This window comes from Ferdinandcohnia sp. GQ5, assembly GCF_059759275.1.
The window spans coordinates 127,513-150,500 of the sequence record NZ_JCAXEW010000009.1; the positions used below are offsets into that span (position 1 = coordinate 127,513).

Consider the following 22,988-nt stretch of genomic DNA (forward strand, 5'->3'; position numbering starts at 1 on the left):
TTTGTGAATTTTTTGTGAACTGTATAGTTATAAATACCTAGTAATGCTAATATGAAAATGCTTCCATTAGTAAAAATATTAGAATAATTTAAAGGGGGATGAATAGATGGAGGTTAAGCAAACGAATTATTTGATGGAATATGAAATTAATCCAGACACTATGGCGGTATTACCTATTGAAATAGGTAAAAATACTTGTTCAAGGGTACTTGAAGTTGAAGGTGAATATGTTGTTGCTATGAAGCCGACTGAGATTGTTGACCGAAGCTGCCGTTATTTTGGAAGCTCGCTTAAGGGCAGGCAAGAAGGGACACGTGAAATTATGGGGGTAACCCATAAAGCACCGATTATTGTTGAAGCGTCTAATAAGATTTTTTTATTTCCTACCGCATCGCCAACAAAGCAAGACTGCGCATGGCTATCTCATAACTATGTTTCAGATTGTAGATACAGTGTGAACGAGAACACAACTGTTATTTTTACAAATAAGCAAGCCATTAAATTGCAAATCTCGAAAGGCTCCTTTCAAAACCAACTCCATAGAACTGCACAACTGCGAACGATTGTTACCAATAGAATGGACAAGCCAAATAAACGCATAAATTTTGTATTAAATCCTCAAAACGATCCAAGTATTCCAAACTAATCTGATTGCCAATAATGAATTGGTTTTCCCAGCCTTACGTTTGTTCATTGTTAGTCAATGTCTTTTCGATGAAATAAGATTCAAGCAACTGTTGAACTTCATTTCGAATCCGTGGGTTAAAGTAGTTATGTTCCTCTTCATAGCCTCGATACATGAATGAAAATAATGTGAATGCCTCATCTCTTTGTTTTTCCCATACCTTCATATTTTTCTTTTTCATTTGTTGTTTAATTGTATAGAGGTCTTTTTGAACCATCTTCATTGTATGTTCAAGTAAATGGAGATATGGCTTCTTTAACTTAAAGCCAGCGGTTTCTATTGCTGTCAGATCACGATTAAGGATGGTAAGAACCATAGGTAAAAAGATAGCTTTTTCAAAAATAGCTCGGTCATCCTCAGGTATTCTTGTCATGATTATCCCTCTTTTTTAGAACGTATGTTTGTATATATGATAAGACATATTTTTAGAAGAATCAAGAAGAGAGAAGGAAAAAGTATTTCTAGTGTCGAAATACTTTTATTAGTGGTGCATCATGTATGAGGTACTACAATGACAATTCGTAAACAAAGGACGGGAGAAGAATGACAGAGATAAAACGTAGAGGCATCGTAGCAGAGGATTTATATGAATTAAAAACAGTCAATGATCCACAGCTTTCTCCGGATGGAAGCAAATTTGTGTTTGTGGAGACTGAAATTAATAAGGATAAGCACGAGTATAACTCACATTTATATGTTGGCACTGTTGAGGGTAAAGTTACTCAATGGACTTTTGGTGATGTGAGAGATGGGTCGCCACGTTGGTCCCCGACTGGAGAATCTATTGCATTTGTATCGAATCGTTCTGGAAAACAGCAAATCTATTGCTTGCATACAGATGGTGGTGAACCAAAACAAATTACATATTGTGCAAATGGAGCACGAAATCCGATCTGGTCACCGGATGGTTCAAAGATCTTATTTACTACTTCATTAGCACATGACGAGAGCGTTACGGATAAAGAAAAGAAGAAGAAGGAAGAAGATGAGAAACATCTTGAACCGATGATCGTTGAAAGAATCCGTTATAAATCTGACGCAGCTGGATTTCTAGATAACAAAAATCAACATCTTGCATTGGTAGATGTAGCTACTGGTGCAGTGGAGCAATTAACATCAGGCGAACATGATTATACGGCAGGATGTTGGTCTCCTGATGGATCAAAAATTACATTTGTAGGAGATATCAATGAGGATTCAGATTATAACTTGATTTCTGATGTCTATGTGATGTCGCTCAAAGATAAGAGCTATGAAAAGATTACGAACGGCTCAGGGAACTTTGGTACTCCTTCTTGGTCTCCTGATGGCCAATATATTGCATTAGTTGGACATGAACAAGAATTTGCAGGAGCCACTTTACCAAAAATTTGGTTATATACAATTGAAAGTGCTGAGCTAACTTGTTTAACAAGTGAGTTAGATGCTTATGTAGGAGATTGTGTTGCTGCTGACTTCCAATTAGGGGGATCCAATCCTGGTGTCATCTGGAACGAAGATAGTAGAAGTTTTTACTTTCTATTAACTAACCATGGTAGTACAGGGGTTTATTATGGATCTATTGAGGGTGAAGTCTATCCATCATTATTCGAGAACCAGCATGTATTTGCACTAACAGTAAATAATCATAAGGCAGTTGTTGGTATCAGTAAACCAACAGAACCAGGGGATTTATATTATTTAGATTTGAGTACTGGAGAAATAAATCGACTCACAAATGTAAATGAAAAGTTTTTACAGGATATTGAATTGTCTGATGCGCAAAGCTTTACATTTAATGCCCCAGATGGTTGGGAAATTAATGGCTGGGTGATGAAGCCAGTTGGTTATGAAGAAGGTAAAAAGTATCCAACAATTATTGAAGTACATGGTGGTCCTCATGCGATGTATGCCAATACGTATTTCCATGAATTTCAAGTGTTAACTAGTAAGGGATTTGTTGTTATCTTTACTAATCCACGCGGTAGTCATGGCTATGGTCAGCAATTTGTTGATGCTGTTCGAGGTGATTATGGCGGCAAGGATTATTTAGACGTGATGGCAGCAACTGACTATGCAGTGGATCATTTTGATTTTGTTGATGAAACAAAACTTGGTGTAACAGGTGGAAGCTATGGTGGTTTCATGACGAACTGGATCGTCGGTCATACAAATCGATTTAAAGCCGCCGTTACACAACGTTCAATTTCAAACTGGCTTAGCTTTTATGGGGTAAGTGATATTGGCTACTTCTTTACTGAGTGGGAGTTAAAAGGCAATTTCCTTGAAGATCCAGAAAAGTTATGGAACCATTCACCACTCAAATATGTTGGGAATGTAGAAACTCCTTTATTAATCATCCATGGTGAGCGTGATTTCCGTTGTCCAATCGAACAGGCAGAGCAGTTCTATGTTGCATTGAAACACCAAAAGAAACCAACAAAATTTGTTCGTTTCCCAGGTGCTAACCATGAATTATCTAGAAGCGGAAATCCTAAATTAAGGGTGGCACGCCTTGACCATATTAAAGATTGGTTTGTAGAATATCTCGTGTAATTAACGGGTGATTCTGGGTGCATAACAGTTAATCACTATATACTTTTAGCGTGAATTCACATATGAATTCACGCTTTAATTTTTTTTGATATATTTATGCTGATTTAAAAAAGTTCATATTAACATCCCGTTTTTTGAGTGTACCAATACGTGTTGTACGGTGTGAATATGAGTGAAAATAGGTTGATTGTTTTATATCCAAGAAAGTCCCGTGTCTGAAGCTATCTCAACTTCGGACACAACGTAGGTGAAAGTGCCCATCCTTGTCCAAAGTTCCCTAGTCTTCGGACACAGCAAAGCAGAAAGTGCCGATCCTTGTCTGAAGTTCCCTTAACTTCGGACACAACGTAGGTGAAAGTTGCCATCCTTGTCTGAAGCTATCTCAACTTCGGACACACCAAAGGTTAAAGTGCCGATCCCTGTCTGAAGATCCCTAAACTTCGGACACAGCAAAGGAGAAAGTTCCGTTCCTTGTCTGAAGTCCCCTAAACTTCGGACATAGCAAAGGTAAAAGTACCTTTCCCTGTCTGAAGTTCCCTAAACTTCGGACACAGCAAAGCAGAAAGTGCTTATTCTTGTCTGAAGCTATCTCAACTTCGGACACAGCAAAGGTAAAAGTACCTTTCCCTGTCTGAAGATCTCTAAACATCGGACACAGCAAAGGAGATAGTGCCGTTCCTTGTCTGAAGATCCCTAAACTTCGGACACAGCAAAGGTAAAAGTACCTTTCTCTGTCTGAAGATCCCTAAACTTCGGACTCGCCAAAGCAGAAAGTACATTTCCCTGTCTGAAGATCCCTAAACTTCGGACACAACAAAGCAGAAAGTGCTTATCCTTGTCTGAAGCTATCTCAACTTCGGACACAGCAAAGGTAAAAGTACCTTTCCCTGTCTGAAGATCCCTAAACTTCGGACACAGCAAAACAGAAAGTGCCAATCTTGTCCGAAGTTCCCTAAACTTCGGACTCACCAAAACAGAAAGTACCGATCCTTGTCTGAAGTTCCCTTAACTTCGGACACAGCAAAGGTAAAAGTACCTTTCTCTGTCTGAAGATCCCTAAACTTCGGACACAGCAAAGGTAAAAGTACCTTTCCCTGTCTGAAGATCCCTAAACTTCGGACACAGCAAAGTTGAAAGTGCCGATCCTTGTCTGAAGATCCCTAAACTTCGGACACAGCAAAGTTGAAAGTGCCGATCCTTGTCTGAAGTCCCCTAAACTTCGGATACAACAAAGCAGAAAGTGCCAATCTTGTCCGAAGTTCCCTAAACTTCGGACTCGCCAAAGTAGAAAGTACCGATCCTTGTCTGAAGCTATCTCAACATCGGACACAGCAAAGCAGAAAGTGCTTATTCTTGTCTGAAGCTATCTCAACTTCGGACACAGCAAAGCAGAAAGTGCTGATCCAGTCCGAAGTTCCCTAAACTTCGGACACACCAAAGGTCAAAGTGCCGATCCTTGTCCGAAGTTCCTTTAACTTCGGACACAGCAAAGGTAAAAGTACCTTTCCCTGTCTGAAGTTCCCTAAACTTCGGACTCGCCAAATGAGAAAGTGCCGATCCTTGTCTGAAGATCCCTAAACATCGGACACAGCAAGGAGAAAGTGCCCATCCTTGTCCGAAGTCCCCTTAACTAAAACACAACGACGTAAAAAGTGCCGTTCCTTTGTCTGAAACTATTTCAACTTCAGACAAAACTGTGACTAAGTTAAATTCGATTGTCCGAAGATTTTATTTCTTCGTAGCTTTTTGACTATCATTTTTATTTTTATTTGACATTAGAAATCATATGCATTTTTTAATGATAGCCGGTCTGTTTGCAACCCAGTCGGGATCCATTAATCTAAGTTCTAGTGTCTTTTTCTATATGAAAATTATTTTTGGTAGTAATGCCCAATTGGGTGTACAATAAAGGTAGTAAGTTAACAAGGAGATTCTTATGGACATAGAAGCAATCAAAGAACTCATTACACTAAAAAATATTGAAGAATTATTAAAGGATTATCGGTCATTTGGTCCATTGCCTGGAATTTTTCTTCCAATGTTAGAAGCGTTTCTCCCGTTTCTACCACTTGTTGCATTTGTTGTAGCGAATGCGAATGCATTTGGACTTTGGCTTGGGTTTTTGTATTCATGGGTAGGGGCAATTGGTGGTTCTCTCCTTGTCTTTTTCCTAGTTCGTAAGTATGGTCAAAAAAGATTCTTTTCATTTGTCAGTCGCCATAAAAAAGTGAAAGGCCTTATTAACTGGGTTGAACGGCACGGATTTGGTCCAATATTCCTCCTATTATGTTTTCCTTTTACCCCATCAGCGGCAATCAATCTAGTAGCCGGGCTTTCGAGAGTAAGTACACCTCAATTTGTTTTAGCAGTTTTATGTGGAAAATTAGTAATGATATTCACCATTAGCTTCATAGGTTATGATATACGAGCTCTTTTTCAACAGCCAGTTCGAACGATAATTGTAGTTGTTATAATATTTGTCCTATGGGTTGTAGGTAAAAGGGTTGAAGCAAGATTAAAAGTTAAGCCGACTCGTCTTACGGAAGATGAGGCATAAAATGCTAAAGTGAAGGGTGGAGTGTAGATGGAGGAAACCCCAGCAAAGAATAAACATCATTTTTCTTTTATTAAATCATTAGGAATCAGTTTGATCATTGTTGTTTTTTTGCGAACCTTCTTTTTTACAAATTATATAGTCGAGGGTGAATCGATGATGCCAACCCTCGAGGATGGAAACCTTCTAATGGTCAACAAGTTTGGGATGAAAATTGGAGAACTTGACCGCTTTGATATTGTCGTATTCCATAAAAATAAGGAAGAAGATTTTGTAAAGCGGGTTATTGGATTGCCAGGTGATCATATCGAGTATCGTGACGATGTACTATATGTAAACGGAAAAAGTGTTCCCGAACCATTTTTAGATACTTTTAAAAAGAAGCTATTCGTTGGGCAATTAACCGGTGATTTTACCCTTGAAGAAGTGGCAGGAAAATCAACTGTTCCAGAAAATCATATTTTCGTGATTGGCGATAATCGCATAGACAGTTGGGATAGTCGCCATTTTGGTTTTGTAAAGATGGAACAAGTTGTGGGAAAGGTTAATATCAAATACTGGCCTTTCGACAAAATGGAACTATTACACTAAGAAGAACTTTATAAATCATCTATACCACCACAAAGAACTCAGTCGAAATTCGAGTTCTTTTTTAGCTTGGATATGATAAAATGGTACCAAATTTATCAATTTTAGAAGAAGGGGGGTTTTGGGATGGGTACCAAGATACAAGTTCTACAAACAAAAATTACTCCACCGAACTTAAAGGACACCATATTAAGAAGACCTTCATTGATGAAAAAAATGAAAACGATTCCACGATATCCGCTAACCATTCTGCATTCTGGAGCTGGATATGGTAAAACAACTGCACTTGCATCTTATATTCGTGATCAAAAAAAGTTGTCATGTTGGTATAGTGTCGGACCAAGTGACGATGACATTATTCCATTTTTAATATATATGGTCTATGCTATACGCAAAAACCACCAAGGTTTTGGAACAGAACTCCTGCTTTATGTTGAAAATATTGAAAGATATGTACGTGATGAAGAAATACGAACACTGTGCTCGTTATTTATCAATGAAATTACCATACTAGATTCGAATATTATGCTCGTCATCGATGACTACCATTTGATTCAGCATTCTTCTTCAATTGACCAATGGATGACATGGTTGATTCAACATCTTCCACCCAATTTAAATCTTGTAATCTCTAGTAGGAAAAAACCTTCCTGGGATTTCCTGACTTCGATGATCGTGAAAGAAGAACTCTTAGAAATAAGGCAGCGGGACCTTATGTTTTCATATGATGAGGTTGAAGTACTGTTAAGTGATTTGTATGAAGGGGATATGACTGAGAAAGAAATTGAAAAAATCTTTTCACTAACAGAAGGATGGATTATTGCGATTGGCATGATTCGCCAACAGCTTTCTTCTGACGGTGGATTGGAATCGATTTTAAATAATAAATCAAAAACACTTGATGAGTTATTCCGTTTCCTTGCGATGGAGGTATTTATGAAACAACCTCCAATGATCCAGCAATTTCTAGAGAACACATGCATTTTTGAGGAAGTAAATGGAAAGGTATGTGATGAGGTATTAGGTATTCGAAGTTCAGCAGAAATGTTAAAGGAGCTTTCTGATCATAATCTTTTTTTACTTTCGATTGGAGAAGGGCAGTATCGATATCATGCTTTGTTTAAGGAGTTTCTTGAGCAAAGGCTATTTTCGACGAATGATAGGCACTTTTATAACCTCCATATTCAAACTGCAAGATATTATCAACGAATTGGTGATTTTAATCAAGCAATATATCATCTTGAGGCAATTCGAGATTTTGAGAGAATAGCAGAAATTCTCCACCATTATGGAGAGAAAATGATTCAAAACGGGCAACTTGAGGGTTTGTTGGACCGGATAAAAAGCATTCCAGAATCACTTATGAGTCATTATTACTTATTATGGCTATATAAGGGGGAAGCATTGAGGTACCGGTGTTCCTATGAAGAGGCTGAGGCTTGTTACATAAAAACAATACACCTAGCAGAGTCTGCCAGAGACCTTCGGAGTTTAAGTAAGGCCTATGAAGGACAAGCGAGAATCTATCTTGATACAATCCAACCGGGAAAGGCCGAGCGCTATTTATTACAGGCGATTGAGGCTCTTGAAGAAAAGGAGTCCTCCTCAAATGAGGATAAAAGTAGATTATACCAATTAATGGCTGAAAATCTCGCAAATGCGGGCCAAGCGAATAAAGCGAAAAAATGGTTTGAAAAAGGGAGAAGCCTAAATATTCCACTATTAGATGGAAACTTGGAATCTAGGCTTTATTTACGAACTGGTAAACTTGTAGAAGCGAAAAAAATTCTTTCACAAAAGAAAGTGGTTGAAAGAAATCAGAAAACCATTCATTTACAGCAATCTCATCGCGAAACAGATCTACTATTATCCTTAATCGAAGCCTTTATGGGAAATGGGCAAGAGGCAAAAGAACTCGCAGAATCCGGGATAAAGCAAGGAGTTCAATTTCAAGCACCATTTGTTGAGGCTTGTGGCTGGATTCGGATGGGACATGCGGTGCAACTACTCGATAAATATGATTCTTCTTTAGCATCACAATGCTATGAAACAGCTCTTGAAATAATGGATGAAATAAATGTATCAAGAGGAAAGGCAGAACCATTAATGGGCTTATGTCTTCTAAATGGAAATCGAGGATTATATGACCGGGCCATTGAATATGGTAATAGGGCCTTAGATGAGACAGAAAAGGTAAAGGACGCTTGGTTATCTGCACTAATTTTATTATGCATGGGGATTTCTTCTGTTCATAATGAAAAATGGGAAGAGGCTGAACAATATTTAACAAGATGTGAGGCTTTGTATACAAATTGTGGTGACCAATATGGAATTGTACTAACGCAGCTTTGGTTTGCATTTCTCTATTTTTATCAGAAGAACCGAGAAGCTTTTAAAGGGTTTATTATGAACTTTCTCAAGAAATTGCAGGTTGGAGGATATGATTTTATCCTAACAAAACGGACGACTTTTGGACCGCTAGATTTATATAATATTGTGCCTTTATTACTAGAAGCTCAAAAGGAAGGAATACATCTTCCGTATGTAAATCAATTGCTAAATGATTTAGGATATTCAAATATCACCTCTCATCCTGGTTACACATTACGAATTCAAACTTTAGGAAAATTCCGAGTGTGGCTTGGCAGTCAAGAGGTGGAGGAATCGGATTGGCAGCGTGGAAAGGCAAAGGAGTTGCTTGAGTTCTTTGTTACGATGCGAAATCGAATGATTGCACGCGAAGAAATTTTTGCGATGCTTTGGCCAGAGCATGAAGAAGCAGCAGCGGCAAGAGATTTTAAGGTTGCTTTAAATGCATTAAACAATGCATTAGAGCCAAACCGTGTCGCTAGATCGACTCCTTTTTTTATCCAACGGGAAGGATCATCTTATGGGTTGAATCAGGAAGCTGGCTATCAGTTGGATATTATCGAATTCGAAGAATGGATCCATGCAGGTTTGCATGAAAAGGATACAGATCAGATTATCAAATGCTTACGGCGGGCATTAGAATACTATGAAGGTGATTATTTACCAAACCGAAGATATGAAGATTGGTGCTTGGGTGAGAGGGAGAGGCTTCAAGTATTATTTTTACGGGGAGCTGAACGCATTGCACAAGGTTTTGTTCAAACGGAAGAATTTGAAGAAGCCATATATTGGTGTGAACAAATTCTAGAAAAGGATCGAACATGGGAAGAAGCATATCGGTTATTGATGTTTTGCTATTATCATAAAAACAACCGTCCCCAGGCAATCAAGTGGTACAGAAAATGTGTAGCTGCATTGCAGGAAGAACTAGGAGTAGACCCAATGCAACCTACAAAACAAATGTACGAAATGGTCCTTCAAACACAAAAATAGATAAAAGAAACTCCAATAAACTACTACATGATAGTAGTTTATTTTTTTTGAATTAATTGTTGTAAAATTCAAAAAAAGTATATATAATAGAAACTGAGAGGTGATTCAGGTGTCAGAAATTATAAAGTCAGAAGAAAAAGTATTGACACAAAAAGGGCAAGAAACAAGAGAGAAACTTTTACGCGCAGCAGAGGAGGTATTTGGACAAAAGGGATACTATGAAACTTCAATTGTAAATATTTCGCAAGAAGCAAAAGTTGCTCAAGGTACATTTTATAATTATTTTCCCTCAAAAAAAGATATCTTTGACGAACTAATTCAGCAATATAGTCGTGAACTTCGTTTAGCAATTAAAGAAGAAATGCGTAAATCCAACAATTACGAAGATGCACAACGGAAAGGATTCAAGGCTTTCTTTAATTGGGTAAAAAGTCGTAGAAATTTATATAGTATTGTTCAACAAGCGGTAGTGGTAGATAAAGACCTTTATCGCTGGTATTATGATAAACTCGCAAATGGATTTTTAAAAAGTCTTACTGCTGGAATCAATGTTGGGGAATTTAAAGAAATCGATCAAGAAACGGTAGCGTATTGCTTAATGTCAATTGGTCAATTTCTTGGGATGAGATGGGTGTATTGGGAGCAACAGGATGTCCCAGAGGAGGCGTTTGAAGCAGCCATGACACTCATTTTTGAAGGGCTTAAAAAAGAATAGAGAGGAGTGTAAATCATGCAAGGCATTGCTTATTGGATTGAAAAAAGAGCTGAATTACATCCGAAGCGTATTGCCATCATCACAGAAACGGAACAAGTCACATATAAAACCCTGAGTCAAGATGTAAATAAGTTAGCTTTCTTCTTGAAATTCAAGTTAGGTATAAAAACTGGGGAACGAATTGCGATTTTGTCTCAGAATAGATATGAATACATTGTATTGCTTTTTGCAATCGCAAAGATTGAATGTATTGCTGTCCCACTAAATCTTCGTTTAACAGTAAATGAGCTTATGTATCAATTAAATGACAGTGGGACAGAGGTGCTATTTGCAGAAGAAATCTATCAAAAAACATCATTTTCCTTGCAAAAGGAAACTTGCCTGAAAGAAATAGTTTCTATTGACGCAATACAACATCTAAAAGCTGAGAATGATAATGTTCCAGTTGATATAAATGAAAACGCTTCCTATTTAATTTGTTACACTTCGGGAACAACTGGAAAACCGAAGGGTGCGGTTTTAACACAAAGTAATATGTTTTGGAATGCAGTTAATAATTGTACTGCAATTGATATCACATCAAATGACCGTTCACTTGTTTTACTTCCACTGTTTCATATTGGAGGGATTGGCTTATTTGCATTTCCGACACTCTTTACTGGAGGGACCATAGTCTTACCTGAGGGGAAATTTGATTCTGAGAAGGCTTTATCAATGATTGAGCAACATCAAGTGACAATTGTAATGGGCGTTCCTACAATTCATCAGGCTATTTTGCATAGTCCTTCATTTGGAAAAACAAATTTGCAATCTGTTCGATGGTTTTATAATGGTGGTGCACCATGTCCTCGTCAACTTATTCAAGCTTTTTTTGAAAAAGGGCTATTATTTGGTCAAGGCTTTGGGATGACTGAAACATCACCAACATTATTTATGCTTTCGAAAGAGGACGCAAAACGGAAAATCGGATCGATTGGAAAGCCAGTTATGTATTGTGATTATAAATTAATAAATTTAGAGGGTTCAATTGTTAATAGGGGAGACGTTGGAGAACTAGTTGTCCGTGGTCCAAATGTAATGAAGGAATACTGGAATAAACCGGAAGCCACAGCTGAAGCTCTTCGTGATGGATGGCTATACACTGGAGATTTAGCAAGGGTTGATGAAGATGGATTTTTATATATCGTGGGTAGGAAAAAAGAAATGATTATTTCAGGTGGAGAAAACATTTATCCATTGGAAGTCGAACAAATAATCGGTCAGATAGCAGATGTTGTAGAAGTAGCGGTGATTGGAGTTGTTGATGCGAAATGGGGAGAAACTCCAGTAGCTTTTGTTGTAAAAAAGAAAGAGAGTTTACTTAATGAAGATGAAATAATCGAATATTGTAATACGTTTCTAGCAAGATACAAGATTCCAAAAAAAATAGTGTTTATCGATCAACTTCCAAGGAACGCAACCGGGAAAATTCAGAAGAACCAGCTAGTGATCTCATATTAATCAAAAAGGCGAACTTGTCATAACAGGGAAAGCAGTTATGAGGGTTCCATCAAAAGGAGTATTGGGATGATAAATATCGGAATTGACGAAACAAGTGTATATTTTCCAGAAGGAATTGAAACAGCGGAAGTCTTGTCTAAAAAAACAGGGATTCCTGAACAAGTTATCATTGAAAAGTTCGGTTTGTATCAAAAACATGTGTCTGATGACACAATGCAGGCAACTGACCTCGGAATTGCAGCAGCAAAACAAATAGTATCAAAAATAGATCCTTTATCTATCGATGTTGTTATCTATTTTGGGAGTCCACATAAGGATTATTTAGTTTGGTCATGTGCCCCAAAGCTTCAATATGAGCTAGGAACGAAAAACGCATATGCATTTGAATTAATGAATGTGAGTTCTTGTTTTCCAATTGCTTTAAAAGTGGCAAAGGATATGCTTCGATCTGACGAAACAATTGAGAATATTTTACTCGTTGGGGGCAGTAAAGAATCTCAAATTATTGATTATGATAATCCTCGTTCCAGGTTTATGTTTAATTTTGGAGATGGCGGGACAGCAGCATTGATTAAGAAAAATTCAACCACTAGTGCCATTCTCGAAAGCTCAATAATCACGGACGGTTCATTCTATGAAGATGTTCGTGTACCGGCTGGAGGATCTAAACTGTTTCCCAGCTTCGAAACAGTGAGGAATAGACAACATTATATTGATGTTGTTAATCCAACAAGTATGAAAAAAAGACTTGACCCTGTCTCTATACCAAACTTTGAAAAAGTGATTCGTCAAGCACTAAAAAAAAGCAGGTATTCACCACATGATATAAAAGTTCTTCTCCCTCTACATACGAAACGCTCCATGTTTAGAGAACTACTTCAAACATTACAAATACCAGAAGAAAACACAATTTATTTAGAACATCATGGACATATGTCAGCACTTGACCCATGTATTGGTCTTCATTTTGCAAAAGAGCAAGGTAAGTTATCTAATGGGGACATAGCTGTTGCAGTAAGTGCAGGAACAGGTTATACATGGGCTGCTACTGTTATTCAATGGAAGGGTGGCTGAAAAATTCTAAATTGAACTTGTAACTCAGTTGTAACTATCCTCAAGTACGATGAATGCAAGGTTTTACAGTTTCAACGAACATAAGGGGGAAGGAAAAATGAAGAAGTTCTCATTTCGTAAAATGCTTTTTTTAAGCATGCTTGCCATGCTGATGGTGATTGCTGCAGCATGTAGCTCAGGATCATCGACTACAGAAGAAGAGAATCCAAGCTCAGGTGACTCAGGCAAACCGGCAGAAGAAACAAAGGATCCAATTAAAATCGGTGTGCTTGCTTCATTAAGTGGTGGGCTTGAATCCTACGGCAAGCAATCAACACAAGGATTTGAACTCGGCCTAGAGTACGCCACAGACGGAACAATGGAAGTAAATGGCCAAAAGATCCAATTCATTGTAGAGGATACTGAAACAAAACCAGAAGTTGCAATTCAAAAGGCTACAAAGTTAATTGAGGAAGACGGAGTTGACTTCTTAGTTGGATCATCCAGTTCAGCAGATACATTAGCAGTTCTTCCATTAGCTGAAGAATATGAAAAGATTATGATTGTTGAACCAGCTGCAGCGGACAGTATTACAGGTGCAGACTGGAATGAGTATATATTTAGAACAGCCCGTAATTCATCACAGGATGCGGTTGCAGGCGCTGCAGCGATTGCAAAAGAAGGGGTTAAAATTGCAACCCTTGCACCAGATTATGCTTTCGGTCGAGATGGAGTTGCAGCCTTTAAGGAGGCCGCCGAAAATTTAGGTGCTGAGATTATCCATGAGGAATATGCAGATCCTGCAGCAACTGACTTTACTTCAAATATCCAAAAGATTATTGAAGCAAAGCCTGATTATTTATTTGTTGTGTGGGCAGGTGCAAATTCACCGTGGAACCAAATTGCAGATATGAAAGTCCAAGAAAATGGAATTAAAATATCGACAGGTGCTCCAGATATCCCAGCACTTGCAACAATGGAAGCGTTAGTTGGAATGGAAGGATTCACAGTGTACTATCATCAGCTTCCGAAAAATGAGATTAACGATTGGTTAGTAGAAAAGCACAAAGAAAAGTTTAATGGTGAGGTTCCTGACCTATTTACACCTGGAGGAATGACCGCTGCCTTAGCAATTGTGGAAGCGATTAAGAAGACAGATGGCGATACAAATGCAGATAAGCTAATCGAAGCATTGGAAGGAATGAGCTTTGATACACCGAAAGGACAAATGACATTCCGTGAAGAGGATCACCAAGCTCTTCAAACTTTATATGCGATTCGCCTGGAAAAGGTTGATGGTGTCGATTATCCAGTTCCGGTCTTAATGAGAGAGTTAAGCCCAGAAGAAACTGCTCCGCCAGTTCGCAACTAATTTGAACGATAAGCTTCGGTAGGATTACTACCGAAGCTTACTTTTAGAAAAAAGAGGTGAAGAAACGTGATGAATATTATTGAAACGAAAAACCTGACAATTGCTTTTGGAGGTCATATCGCTGTTGATAATGTGAATTTTTCAGTTCCTCCGAACCACTTCAAATCAATTATTGGTCCCAATGGTGCTGGCAAAACAACTTTTTTCAATTTATTAAGTGGTCAGCTTACACCGACTGCTGGCCAAGTTCTTTTAAAAGGAGATGATATTACAAATTTATCTCCAACAACACGTACACGTAAAGGAATCGGTCGCTCCTTTCAGATAACTAATGTTTTTCCAAATCTGACGGTACTTGAAAACGTACGATTAGCCGTTCAATCGGTAGCTGGTGTTCGCTACCAAATGTTTAAGCACTTCCGTAAATACCGACAATTCGAAGAAAAGGCATTACAGATATTATCGCTTGTTCTTCTTGATAATAAAGCTGATGCAATTGCAAAAAACCTTGCACATGGTGAAAAACGCAAGTTAGAAATAGCTATGTTATTAGCATTGGAGACGGAGGTTCTATTACTTGATGAACCAACTGCAGGAATGTCACTTGAGGAGGTTCCTGCAATCCTAGAAGTTATCAAAAAAATTAAGGAGGAAGGGAATCGCACAATCATTTTGATTGAACACAAAATGGATATGATTCTTGATCTTTCTGATAGTGTGATGGTCTTATTTAACGGCAGATTACTTGCTGATGGAACACCTGAAGAAATCATGAACAATGAAACAGTTCAATCAGCGTATTTAGGAGGTTTGTACGATGACACTGCATCTTAAGGTTGAGGGAATTGAAACCTATATCGATCAATTTCATATACTTCAAGGCATTTCATTTGAGGCTAAAAAAGGAGAGGTTACCGTTTTATTAGGCAGAAATGGTGCAGGCAAAACAACTACCTTAAGGTCGATAATGGGACTTAATCCTCCAGCTAAAGGAAAAATAGAATTTAATGGTGAAAGCATTTCGGGTTTAGCAACCTACCATATTGCCACAAAAGGAATTGGTTATGTCCCTGAGGACCAAGGTATATTCGGGGAGTTGACTGTAGAAGAAAATATGAAAGTTGCAATCAAAAAGGAGAATGAAGAAACGAAGGAGCGCCTAGATTATATTTTGAATCTGTTTCCAGATTTGAAGAAGTTCTGGAAAAGAAAGGGTGGAAACCTGAGTGGTGGACAAAAACAAATGCTCTCAATTGCCAGAGCATATGTCAATAACAATGACTTATTGCTCATTGACGAACCAAGTAAGGGACTAGCACCAATTGTTGTTGAAAAAGTAATGGAATCCATTCAAGAGATGAAGTCAAAAACGACAATTGTTCTTGTGGAGCAAAACTTTATCATGGCAAGTACGATTGGGGATCGCTTTTTTATTATTGACGATGGAAGAACCGTACATCATGGTGAAATGAAGGAGTTAAAAGAAAATGAACATCTCCGTAAACAATATTTAGGAATTGCTTAGTCGGAAACATTTGCGAAAGGAGGAAAAATTTGTGGAAGCAATCATCAACTTAACGATTAACGGCCTTGCTACAGGTATGTTAGTATTCCTACTTGCGGCAGGGTTAACCTTGATTTTTGGTCTTATGGATGTCCTAAACTTTGCACATGGAGGTTTGTTTGCCTGGGGAGCTTATGCAGGGGTTTGGTCATATGGGCAAACTGGAAGCTTTGTTGCCGGAATTATTACTGCACTAATAACCGGTCTTATTCTAGGCTTACTTATGGAAAAATTCATCGTTACTCCTGTATATGGAAATCATGTTCAGCAAATCTTGATAACGCTAGGGGTTATGATCGTTCTTTCTGAAATGTTGAAGGTAGTTTGGGGACCGAACCAATTGAGTGCGAAAACCCCTGAATATTTAAGTGGGAGCTGGGAGTTTGGCGGGGTGATTTTAATCAAATACCGGCTGTTTATCATATTCATTGGATTTCTAGTTTTCTTCCTCATTTACTATATCCTTAAAAATACAAAAATCGGATTAATTGTTCGTGCCGGTGTAATTAACAAGGAAATGGTTCAGTCACTTGGAATCAATATTAAAAGGATTTTTATGCTTGTCTTTATGGTAGGTGCAGCTATGGCAGCACTAGGTGGTGTATTACTAGGACCCTACTCCGGCCAAATTTATGCAGAGATGGGAATGGAATTTGCAATACTCGCATTTATTGTCGTTGTTATTGGTGGTATGGGAAGTATTACAGGTTCCCTGTTTGCAGCAATCCTAGTAGGGTTATCGGGATCCTTCATGGCCTACTATGTCCCAGAATTATCACTAGCAGTTAATATGCTTCTAATGGCCGTTGTATTAATTTTTAGACCACAAGGATTATTCGGTGCAAAGGGGTGAGGAAATGAAGCTTCTTACTGGTTCTTCAAAAGCTAATATTATCTACATTGCAGCAGCTGTGTTTCTTCTATGCTATCCATTTATCAATGATACTAGAAGTATATTAATTTTATTTACACAAATTTTTATTTTTGCTGTCTTTGCAATGAGCTATGATATCTTACTAGGTTTTACAGGGATTGTTTCATTCGGGCATGCCATGTTTTTTGGAATAGGTGCCTATTCGACAGGAATTCTGTTAGATCGCTTTGAACCAACAGTTCCTATTTTTCTACTTTCGATTATTGTTGGGATGATTCTGGCAGCCATTTTAAGTTATGTTGTTGGTTTACTCTCATTACGGTTAAAAAGTCACTTTTATGCGATGCTGACGTTGGCATTCTCAGGATTGTTTTTAGTAGCTGCTGAAAAGTGGAGGTCGTTAACAAGGGGGAATGACGGATTTACCTTTCGTATCCCGGATGTCTTTAAAGATCGGATGACTCTCTATTTTATTACATTAATCCTAATGATTGTTGTCTTTTTAGTATTAAAAAGATTCACAGAATCTCCTCTAGGGAGAGTTCTTCAAGCTATCCGTGAAAATGAGCCTCGGACAGAGTCACTAGGCTACAATGTGATTCATTATAAAATCATAGCAAGTATTGTAGCTGGTGTTATCGCAAGTGTTTCTGGTTCCATGTATGTTCTTACACTACGTTTTGTAAATACTTCAGTATTCGCGCTCGATGTGACATTGGATGCTCTTCTCATGACAATCATTGGTGGAGTAGGGACGCTTGTTGGGGCAATTATTGGAGCGGGACTAATTGAATTTGCCCATCATTGGCTAACAGGACTCGCAAAGGTTCATTGGATTTTTGAACGATGGATGATCTTCTTTGGCATTTTATATATTTTAGCCGTTATGTTCTTCCCAATGGGAATCGTCGGAACTGTAAAATCGTGGTTTTATAAAAGAAAAGGAACGAATAAAACGAAAGACGTCGATAAAGAAAAAATAGCTGGCTAAGGAGAGAGGGTCATGAATGATAATCAAACCATAACTTCATTCGTTGTCCGTTGTGCCTTAATTCATGTAGATAGTGAGACAATGAAAAAGCAATGGCGGATAAAGGTAAGCCATGTTCAAGGGGAAGATGAAGTAGTTGTTACCGATTTAGATGATGCTGTTCAGTACATGAAACGTGTAATAGAGGAGTGACTCACATTGACTTTGCAATCAGTTGGAATTATAAGTACAGGAACTTATATTCCGAAGGATTTTCTAACTGGAGAAGACATTTCAAAAAGGAGCGGGATACCAAAGGAAATTGTTGAAAAGAAACTGGGCATATTGAAAAAGCCAATTCCCGGTCCTGATGACCATACGTGTGAAATGGGAATAATTGCAGCAAGAGAAGCTATAAATAAAGCCAAGATCAGTCCACTGGATATCGATTTAATCATTTATATTGGTGAGGAACATAAGGAATATCCCTTGTGGACAGCTGCAATTAAAATGCAACAAGAGCTTGGTGCTGTTAATGCTTGGGGGTTTGATGTTGCGATGCGCTGTGGTACGACAATCATGGCTTTAAAAGTGGCTAAGAATATGATGAGATCGGATGATTCTATTAAAACGGTTTTACTTGCAGGTGGATATCGCAATGTAGATTTCATTGATTACGAGAATCCGAGAACTCGTTTTATGTATAATTTAGGAGCTGGTGGAGGTGCAATTCTTTTACAAAGAGGTGTACAAAAAAATCACGTCCTTGAAAGTCATCTTATTACAGATGGCACATTTTCTGAGGATGTTGTCGTTGTAGCAGGGGGGACAAAAAATCCAATCACAAAAGAGGCGCTTGAGCAAAAATTAAACATGCTCGATGTCCTTGACCCAGAGGGGATGAAGCAGCGGCTTGAAGAAAAGTCCATGCAAAACTTTCTTAAAGTTATTCGAACTGCGTTAGAAAAAAGTGGATATACAGAGAAAGATATTGATTATTTAGGTATACTTCACATGAAGAAATCAGCCCATGATTACGTGTTAAAGGAATTAGGCCTATCTGAGGAGCGATCAATCTATCTAAATGAGTATGGGCACATCGGTCAAATAGATCAAATTCTTTCTTTGGAAATAGCGGAAAAAAAAGGTAAAATAAAAGAAAGAGATCTTGTTGTGTTAGTGAGTGCAGGAATTGGATATGCGTGGGGGGCCACGGCAATAAAATGGGGGGATTGTTCATGCCAGCTATCGAACTGAAAACTGTCAATCTAGCAAATGGAGAAACGTTAGGATATCGGGAACGTGAGGGTGGCGAAAAGGTTCTTTTACTTATACATGGTAACATGACTTCGTCAAAGCACTGGGATATATTAATTGATAAAATTGATAACGATTACAAAATTATCGCTGTTGATATGAGAGGATTTGGAATATCCTCATATAACAAGCCCATACAATCGATAAAGGACTTTTCTGATGATATCAAATTATTTGTTGATGAATTAGGCTTATCAGATTTTATCATTGCTGGTTGGTCAACTGGTGGTACTGTAGGAATGCAGTTTGTAGCGGATTATCCAGGATATTGTAATAAGTTGATATTAGTGGAGTCCGTCTCAACAAGAGGTATTGCGCTTTATGAGGTTAATTCAGAGGGGAAAGAGGATTATTCAAAGAGGCTTAAAACTTATGAGGATATCTTAAAGGATCCACTTAGAATTATTCCGATTCAAAATGCGTATGACACTAGAAATAAAGAAGTATTAAAATTGATTTGGAATGCTTTAATTTATACCCATAACTTGCCTGATGAGAATCATTATGACGAATATTTAGACGATATGTTAACACAAAGAAATCTAGCTGAAGTCTATTATTCATTAAATAAATATAATATCAGTGAATATCATAACGGATTGGTTGAGGGAAACGGTCTTGTGAAAAAGATTAAAATCCCAGTCTTAATTTTACGTGGTGATAGAGACCTGGTGATTACAGATAAAATGACAAAAGAAATAGTTGAGGATTTAGGTGAAGTAGGAACATTTATTGAATTAGCAGACTGTGGACATTCTCCGTTAATTGATAACCTAGATTTGTTATTAAAACATATACATGAATTTATCGAACAAAAGGAGCCTGCAAAATGAGATTAAAGGATAAGGTAGCAATCATCACAGGAGCGGCAAATGGACTTGGGCTAGAAGCAGCTATTACATTTGTACGCGAGGGTGCGAAGGTTGCTTTAACAGATTATGATACAACGGGGGTTGAAAGAGCAAAAGAACTGAAGGAACAAGGTGCAGATGTAGAGTTTTTTCAGGTCGATGTTGCAGATAGAAACAGCGTCGATCAAATGGTCGCTGCTGTAATGGAGCGATTTGGTAAGATTGATATTTTAATAAACAATGCGGGAATTACTCGCGATGCAATGCTGACAAAGATTTCTCAGGAGGACTTTCAAAAGGTTATTGATGTGAACTTAACGGGCGTTTTCAATTGCACACAAGCAGTGGTTCCACATCTGATTGCAAATGGTAAAGGAAAAATTGTCTCCACTTCTTCTGTAACGGGTGTATACGGTAATGTTGGGCAAACAAATTATGCAGCATCCAAGGCCGCGGTAGTAGGGATGACAAAAACCTGGGCAAAAGAACTTGGCAGAAAAGGAATCAACGTCAATGCAGTTGTACCCGGATTTATTGAAACAGGAATGGTGGCAACCGTGCCTGAAAAAGTTATCAATCAATTAAAGCAAATGATTCCACTTCAAAAACTGGGGAAACCATCGGATATCGCCAATGCGTATTTATTTTTATCCTCCGATGAAGCCGATTATGTGAACGGTACAACCTTGCATGTTGATGGTGGGATTATGATGTAAGTTGTAAATTAGGGGCTTGTTAGCCCCTAATTTTTTTTGTAAGTGAAAGATACTTGTTGGAATAAGGACGAATAGAGAGCTGCGGAACGGAGAAGTTCATGGATAGTTGGTTGAATAGAAAACATTGATCATAGTCAAATCAGAGAAGAATGTTGAAAGAAATGTCTCTGAAAGCCTCGCTCACGGACAAATCAGAGAGGAATGTTGAAAGAAATGTCTCTGAGAGCCTTGTTCACGGTCAAATCAAAGGGAATAATCGAATGAATGTCCCTGTAACCCCTTTCCTTTAAGGAATCTACAAAATGGTAAGGCCTTTTTCAGAAAAAGCGTCTTATTCAATAATAAACATAACAAGCTGGTAACTCATCCGTTAATGAAGCCCACACCGAAAGTGAATTTCTCAAACCAAGCGAACAACCCGAAGAAAAATAACCAAATTGGACTTTCTATTTAAACCTAAACTCTTCACTATCCTCATGTAACTTCTATGTAACTCCTGTTTTCTATAGTAAGAATAGAATTAAGAAGACGTAAGGAGAGATAGTTGTGAGGTGGGAACTGGATTGGATTGCAAATCGGGCTCGACTATCACCTGATTCGATTGCTGTCGTGGATGGAGAAACTGGCAGCCGATTTACCTTTCAGGAACTAAATAAACGTGCGGAAAGTATCGCTTGCTTTTTTAGAACAATTGGAATCAAGAAGGGAGATCGTGTAGCACTACTATCTCCGAATGATGTCAGTTATTTCGATTTGTTATTTGCATGTGGAAAAATTGGGGCAATCTTTGTACCGCTAAATTGGCGCTTATCAAGTGAAGAGATCAAGTATATACTTTCAAATTCGTCACCAAAACTGGTTGCATTTTCAAGCCAATTTGAGGAATTATTAAAAGGACATAAAACTAGGAAAAACATAAAAATTGATTCTGAGGAGTATCATCGGATTTTCAATGTAGTTAGTACTTCGATTGACCAAGAGGAGTGCATTCTAGAAGAAGATCCATTGGCGATTATTTATACAGGTGGAACAACAGGAAAACCAAAAGGAGTTGTCCTTTCTCATCAATCTATTTTGTGGAACGGGATAAATACAATTGTGAGCTGGAATTTGTCAGCAGAAGATGTGACATTAACATATATGCCAATGTTCCATACAGGAGGTCTTAATGCGTTATCCATTCCAATTTTAATGATGGGAGGCAAGGTTGTAATTGCAAAAAACTTTGAGCCCAAACGCGCCATTCAAATTATTAATCAAGAAGGATGTACAATCGTTTTACTCGTTCCAACGATGTATCATATGATGGTGAACACCCCTTCCTTCAAACATGTGACATTTCCAACCATGCATACTTTTCTATCGGGAGGTGCGCCATGCCCACTTGAAATTTATCAGGCATTTGAAGAGAAGGGATTATCTTTTAAAGAAGGCTATGGTTTAACAGAGGCAGGGCCAAATAATTTCTTTATTGATCCAAAAATATCAAGGTTTCGAAGAGGGTCTGTTGGAAAGGCCATGTTTTTCAATGAAGTGAAGATTATGACAGCTGAAGGACATGTGGCAAAGGCTGGTGAAGTTGGAGAGCTTTTGATTCGTGGAAAACATGTATTCCATCATTACTGGAATAATCCAGATGCAACAAAGGAAGTCTACAATGACGGTTGGTTGCACACAGGGGATTTAGCGAGATGTGATGCTGAAGGCTATCACTATATTGTGGGCCGCAAGAAAGAAATGATTATCACAGGTGGAGAAAATGTATACCCACTTGAGGTTGAACAGTGCATCAGTAAACACCCAGCAATTAACGAGGTTGCTGTTATTGGTGTACCCCATCAAAAATGGGGAGAGATGGTGATTGCTGTGGTCTCTTTAATGCCAGAACAACACGTTTCAAAGACTGAATTGACAGTGTTCTGTCAAGAAAAGATAGGTAAATATAAGGTGCCAAAAGAGTTTATCTTTGTAGAGGAGATTCCTAAAACACATGTTGGAAAAATTGATAAAAACCATTTGCAAAAGACATATAAAAATATAGTTGGTTAATGAAAAATAAGATTCGAGTTAACCATGTGCATTCAACTTATCAGAGGACTATATGTATTAAAAAAACGACTACTATTTTCATTTGTAGTCGTTTTTGTGTTGTATGAATATCTAGGGTAATTACATTAACATTAGACTACGACTATTTACCTATTGTTCGTGTATTATGCAAATATTTTGTAATACTTTTGTTTAATTTTCGTAAATTTTATTGACCAAATACCCCTTTCCCAGTATTCTGTAGGCGTACCATATTCTACTAATTTACTAAGTGAGGGGAGA

The 22,988-nt window shown here is 37.9% G+C and carries 19 protein-coding genes; 18 read left to right on the forward strand and 1 reads right to left on the reverse strand.

Annotation, left to right across the window (positions count from 1 at the left end; translation table 11 throughout):
* The first annotated feature begins 106 nt into the window (after window positions 1-106).
* On the forward strand, window positions 107-646 hold the full coding sequence (locus AC6CHV_RS12865) for a competence protein ComK (RefSeq protein WP_341332426.1): 540 nt from the start codon (window positions 107-109) through the stop codon (window positions 644-646).
* 34 nt (window positions 647-680) lie between these two features.
* Here the strand turns inward: AC6CHV_RS12865 and AC6CHV_RS12870 are convergent, their stop codons facing one another.
* The gene (locus AC6CHV_RS12870; RefSeq protein ID WP_498079006.1) at window positions 681-1,058 is read right to left on the reverse strand and encodes a YhjD family protein; all 378 of its coding nucleotides are present in this window, start codon (window positions 1,056-1,058) and stop codon (window positions 681-683) included.
* 170 nt (window positions 1,059-1,228) lie between these two features.
* Here AC6CHV_RS12870 and AC6CHV_RS12875 point away from each other — a divergent pair, with 170 nt between their 5' ends.
* The 17 genes from AC6CHV_RS12875 (at window position 1,229) to AC6CHV_RS12955 (ending at window position 22,706) form a co-directional block, all read left to right on the forward strand.
* Complete coding sequence (locus AC6CHV_RS12875) at window positions 1,229-3,220, forward strand: prolyl oligopeptidase family serine peptidase (RefSeq protein ID WP_498079007.1); 1,992 nt, start codon at window positions 1,229-1,231, stop codon at window positions 3,218-3,220.
* Between the two features lie 1,936 nt (window positions 3,221-5,156).
* Window positions 5,157-5,777 carry a TVP38/TMEM64 family protein gene (locus AC6CHV_RS12880; RefSeq protein WP_341332422.1) on the forward strand — a complete coding sequence of 207 codons (621 nt, stop codon included), beginning with the start codon at window positions 5,157-5,159 and terminating at the stop codon, window positions 5,775-5,777.
* 27 nt (window positions 5,778-5,804) lie between these two features.
* On the forward strand, window positions 5,805-6,365 hold the full coding sequence (gene lepB / locus AC6CHV_RS12885; protein WP_121445496.1) for a signal peptidase I: 561 nt from the start codon (window positions 5,805-5,807) through the stop codon (window positions 6,363-6,365).
* A gap of 123 nt (window positions 6,366-6,488) precedes the next feature.
* Window positions 6,489-9,725 (forward strand): winged helix-turn-helix domain-containing protein, encoded by a 3,237-nt coding sequence (locus AC6CHV_RS12890; protein WP_498079008.1) that lies wholly within the window; start codon window positions 6,489-6,491, stop codon window positions 9,723-9,725.
* A gap of 109 nt (window positions 9,726-9,834) precedes the next feature.
* Window positions 9,835-10,440: a TetR/AcrR family transcriptional regulator gene (locus AC6CHV_RS12895; protein ID WP_341332420.1), complete on the forward strand. Its 606-nt coding sequence runs from the start codon at window positions 9,835-9,837 to the stop codon at window positions 10,438-10,440.
* Window positions 10,441-10,455: 15 nt separating this feature from the next.
* Window positions 10,456-11,940 carry an o-succinylbenzoate--CoA ligase gene (locus AC6CHV_RS12900; RefSeq protein WP_498079009.1) on the forward strand — a complete coding sequence of 495 codons (1,485 nt, stop codon included), beginning with the start codon at window positions 10,456-10,458 and terminating at the stop codon, window positions 11,938-11,940.
* A gap of 69 nt (window positions 11,941-12,009) precedes the next feature.
* Window positions 12,010-13,014 carry a 3-oxoacyl-ACP synthase gene (locus AC6CHV_RS12905; protein ID WP_498079030.1) on the forward strand — a complete coding sequence of 335 codons (1,005 nt, stop codon included), beginning with the start codon at window positions 12,010-12,012 and terminating at the stop codon, window positions 13,012-13,014.
* 97 nt (window positions 13,015-13,111) lie between these two features.
* Entirely contained in the window at window positions 13,112-14,365 is a 1,254-nt protein-coding gene (locus AC6CHV_RS12910) for an ABC transporter substrate-binding protein (RefSeq protein WP_498079010.1), read from the forward strand.
* 66 nt (window positions 14,366-14,431) lie between these two features.
* The gene (locus AC6CHV_RS12915; protein WP_440272893.1) at window positions 14,432-15,199 is read left to right on the forward strand and encodes an ABC transporter ATP-binding protein; all 768 of its coding nucleotides are present in this window, start codon (window positions 14,432-14,434) and stop codon (window positions 15,197-15,199) included.
* Window positions 15,183-15,890: an ABC transporter ATP-binding protein gene (locus AC6CHV_RS12920; protein ID WP_440272894.1), complete on the forward strand. Its 708-nt coding sequence runs from the start codon at window positions 15,183-15,185 to the stop codon at window positions 15,888-15,890. The genes AC6CHV_RS12915 and AC6CHV_RS12920 overlap by 17 nt, the downstream gene beginning before the upstream one ends.
* Before the next feature lie 31 nt (window positions 15,891-15,921).
* Complete coding sequence (locus tag AC6CHV_RS12925) at window positions 15,922-16,782, forward strand: ABC transporter permease subunit (RefSeq protein ID WP_121445488.1); 861 nt, start codon at window positions 15,922-15,924, stop codon at window positions 16,780-16,782.
* A gap of 4 nt (window positions 16,783-16,786) precedes the next feature.
* Window positions 16,787-17,794, forward strand: coding sequence for a branched-chain amino acid ABC transporter permease (locus AC6CHV_RS12930; RefSeq protein ID WP_341332415.1), 1,008 nt, complete (start codon window positions 16,787-16,789; stop codon window positions 17,792-17,794).
* Window positions 17,795-17,806: 12 nt separating this feature from the next.
* On the forward strand, window positions 17,807-17,986 hold the full coding sequence (locus AC6CHV_RS12935; RefSeq protein ID WP_121445486.1) for a hypothetical protein: 180 nt from the start codon (window positions 17,807-17,809) through the stop codon (window positions 17,984-17,986).
* 12 nt (window positions 17,987-17,998) lie between these two features.
* Complete coding sequence (locus AC6CHV_RS12940) at window positions 17,999-19,030, forward strand: 3-oxoacyl-ACP synthase (RefSeq protein WP_498079031.1); 1,032 nt, start codon at window positions 17,999-18,001, stop codon at window positions 19,028-19,030.
* Window positions 19,012-19,923: an intracellular short-chain-length polyhydroxyalkanoate depolymerase gene (gene phaZ / locus AC6CHV_RS12945; protein WP_341332414.1), complete on the forward strand. Its 912-nt coding sequence runs from the start codon at window positions 19,012-19,014 to the stop codon at window positions 19,921-19,923. The genes AC6CHV_RS12940 and phaZ overlap by 19 nt, the downstream gene beginning before the upstream one ends.
* The gene (gene fabG / locus AC6CHV_RS12950) at window positions 19,920-20,657 is read left to right on the forward strand and encodes a 3-oxoacyl-ACP reductase FabG (protein WP_498079011.1); all 738 of its coding nucleotides are present in this window, start codon (window positions 19,920-19,922) and stop codon (window positions 20,655-20,657) included. Before phaZ ends, fabG begins: the two co-directional genes overlap by 4 nt.
* Window positions 20,658-21,203: 546 nt before the next feature.
* Window positions 21,204-22,706, forward strand: coding sequence for a long-chain-fatty-acid--CoA ligase (locus AC6CHV_RS12955; RefSeq protein ID WP_498079012.1), 1,503 nt, complete (start codon window positions 21,204-21,206; stop codon window positions 22,704-22,706).
* Window positions 22,707-22,988: the final 282 nt, after the last annotated feature.

Bases quoted from the DNA above. Each gene is read 5' to 3' on its own strand.
- AC6CHV_RS12890 (WP_498079008.1), top strand. From the start codon at position 6,489: ATGGGTACCAAGATACAAGTTCTACAAACAAAAATTACTCCACCGAAC.
- AC6CHV_RS12900 (WP_498079009.1), top strand. From the start codon at position 10,456: ATGCAAGGCATTGCTTATTGGATTGAAAAAAGAGCTGAATTACATCCG.
- phaZ (WP_341332414.1), top strand. From the start codon at position 19,012: ATGCCAGCTATCGAACTGAAAACTGTCAATCTAGCAAATGGAGAAACG.
- AC6CHV_RS12870 (WP_498079006.1), bottom strand. From the start codon at position 1,058: ATGACAAGAATACCTGAGGATGACCGAGCTATTTTTGAAAAAGCTATC.
- lepB (WP_121445496.1), top strand. From the start codon at position 5,805: ATGGAGGAAACCCCAGCAAAGAATAAACATCATTTTTCTTTTATTAAA.
- fabG (WP_498079011.1), top strand. From the start codon at position 19,920: ATGAGATTAAAGGATAAGGTAGCAATCATCACAGGAGCGGCAAATGGA.
- AC6CHV_RS12910 (WP_498079010.1), top strand. From the start codon at position 13,112: ATGAAGAAGTTCTCATTTCGTAAAATGCTTTTTTTAAGCATGCTTGCC.
- AC6CHV_RS12865 (WP_341332426.1), top strand. From the start codon at position 107: ATGGAGGTTAAGCAAACGAATTATTTGATGGAATATGAAATTAATCCA.
- AC6CHV_RS12935 (WP_121445486.1), top strand. From the start codon at position 17,807: ATGAATGATAATCAAACCATAACTTCATTCGTTGTCCGTTGTGCCTTA.
- AC6CHV_RS12930 (WP_341332415.1), top strand. From the start codon at position 16,787: ATGAAGCTTCTTACTGGTTCTTCAAAAGCTAATATTATCTACATTGCA.
- AC6CHV_RS12875 (WP_498079007.1), top strand. From the start codon at position 1,229: ATGACAGAGATAAAACGTAGAGGCATCGTAGCAGAGGATTTATATGAA.
- AC6CHV_RS12920 (WP_440272894.1), top strand. From the start codon at position 15,183: ATGACACTGCATCTTAAGGTTGAGGGAATTGAAACCTATATCGATCAA.
- AC6CHV_RS12880 (WP_341332422.1), top strand. From the start codon at position 5,157: ATGGACATAGAAGCAATCAAAGAACTCATTACACTAAAAAATATTGAA.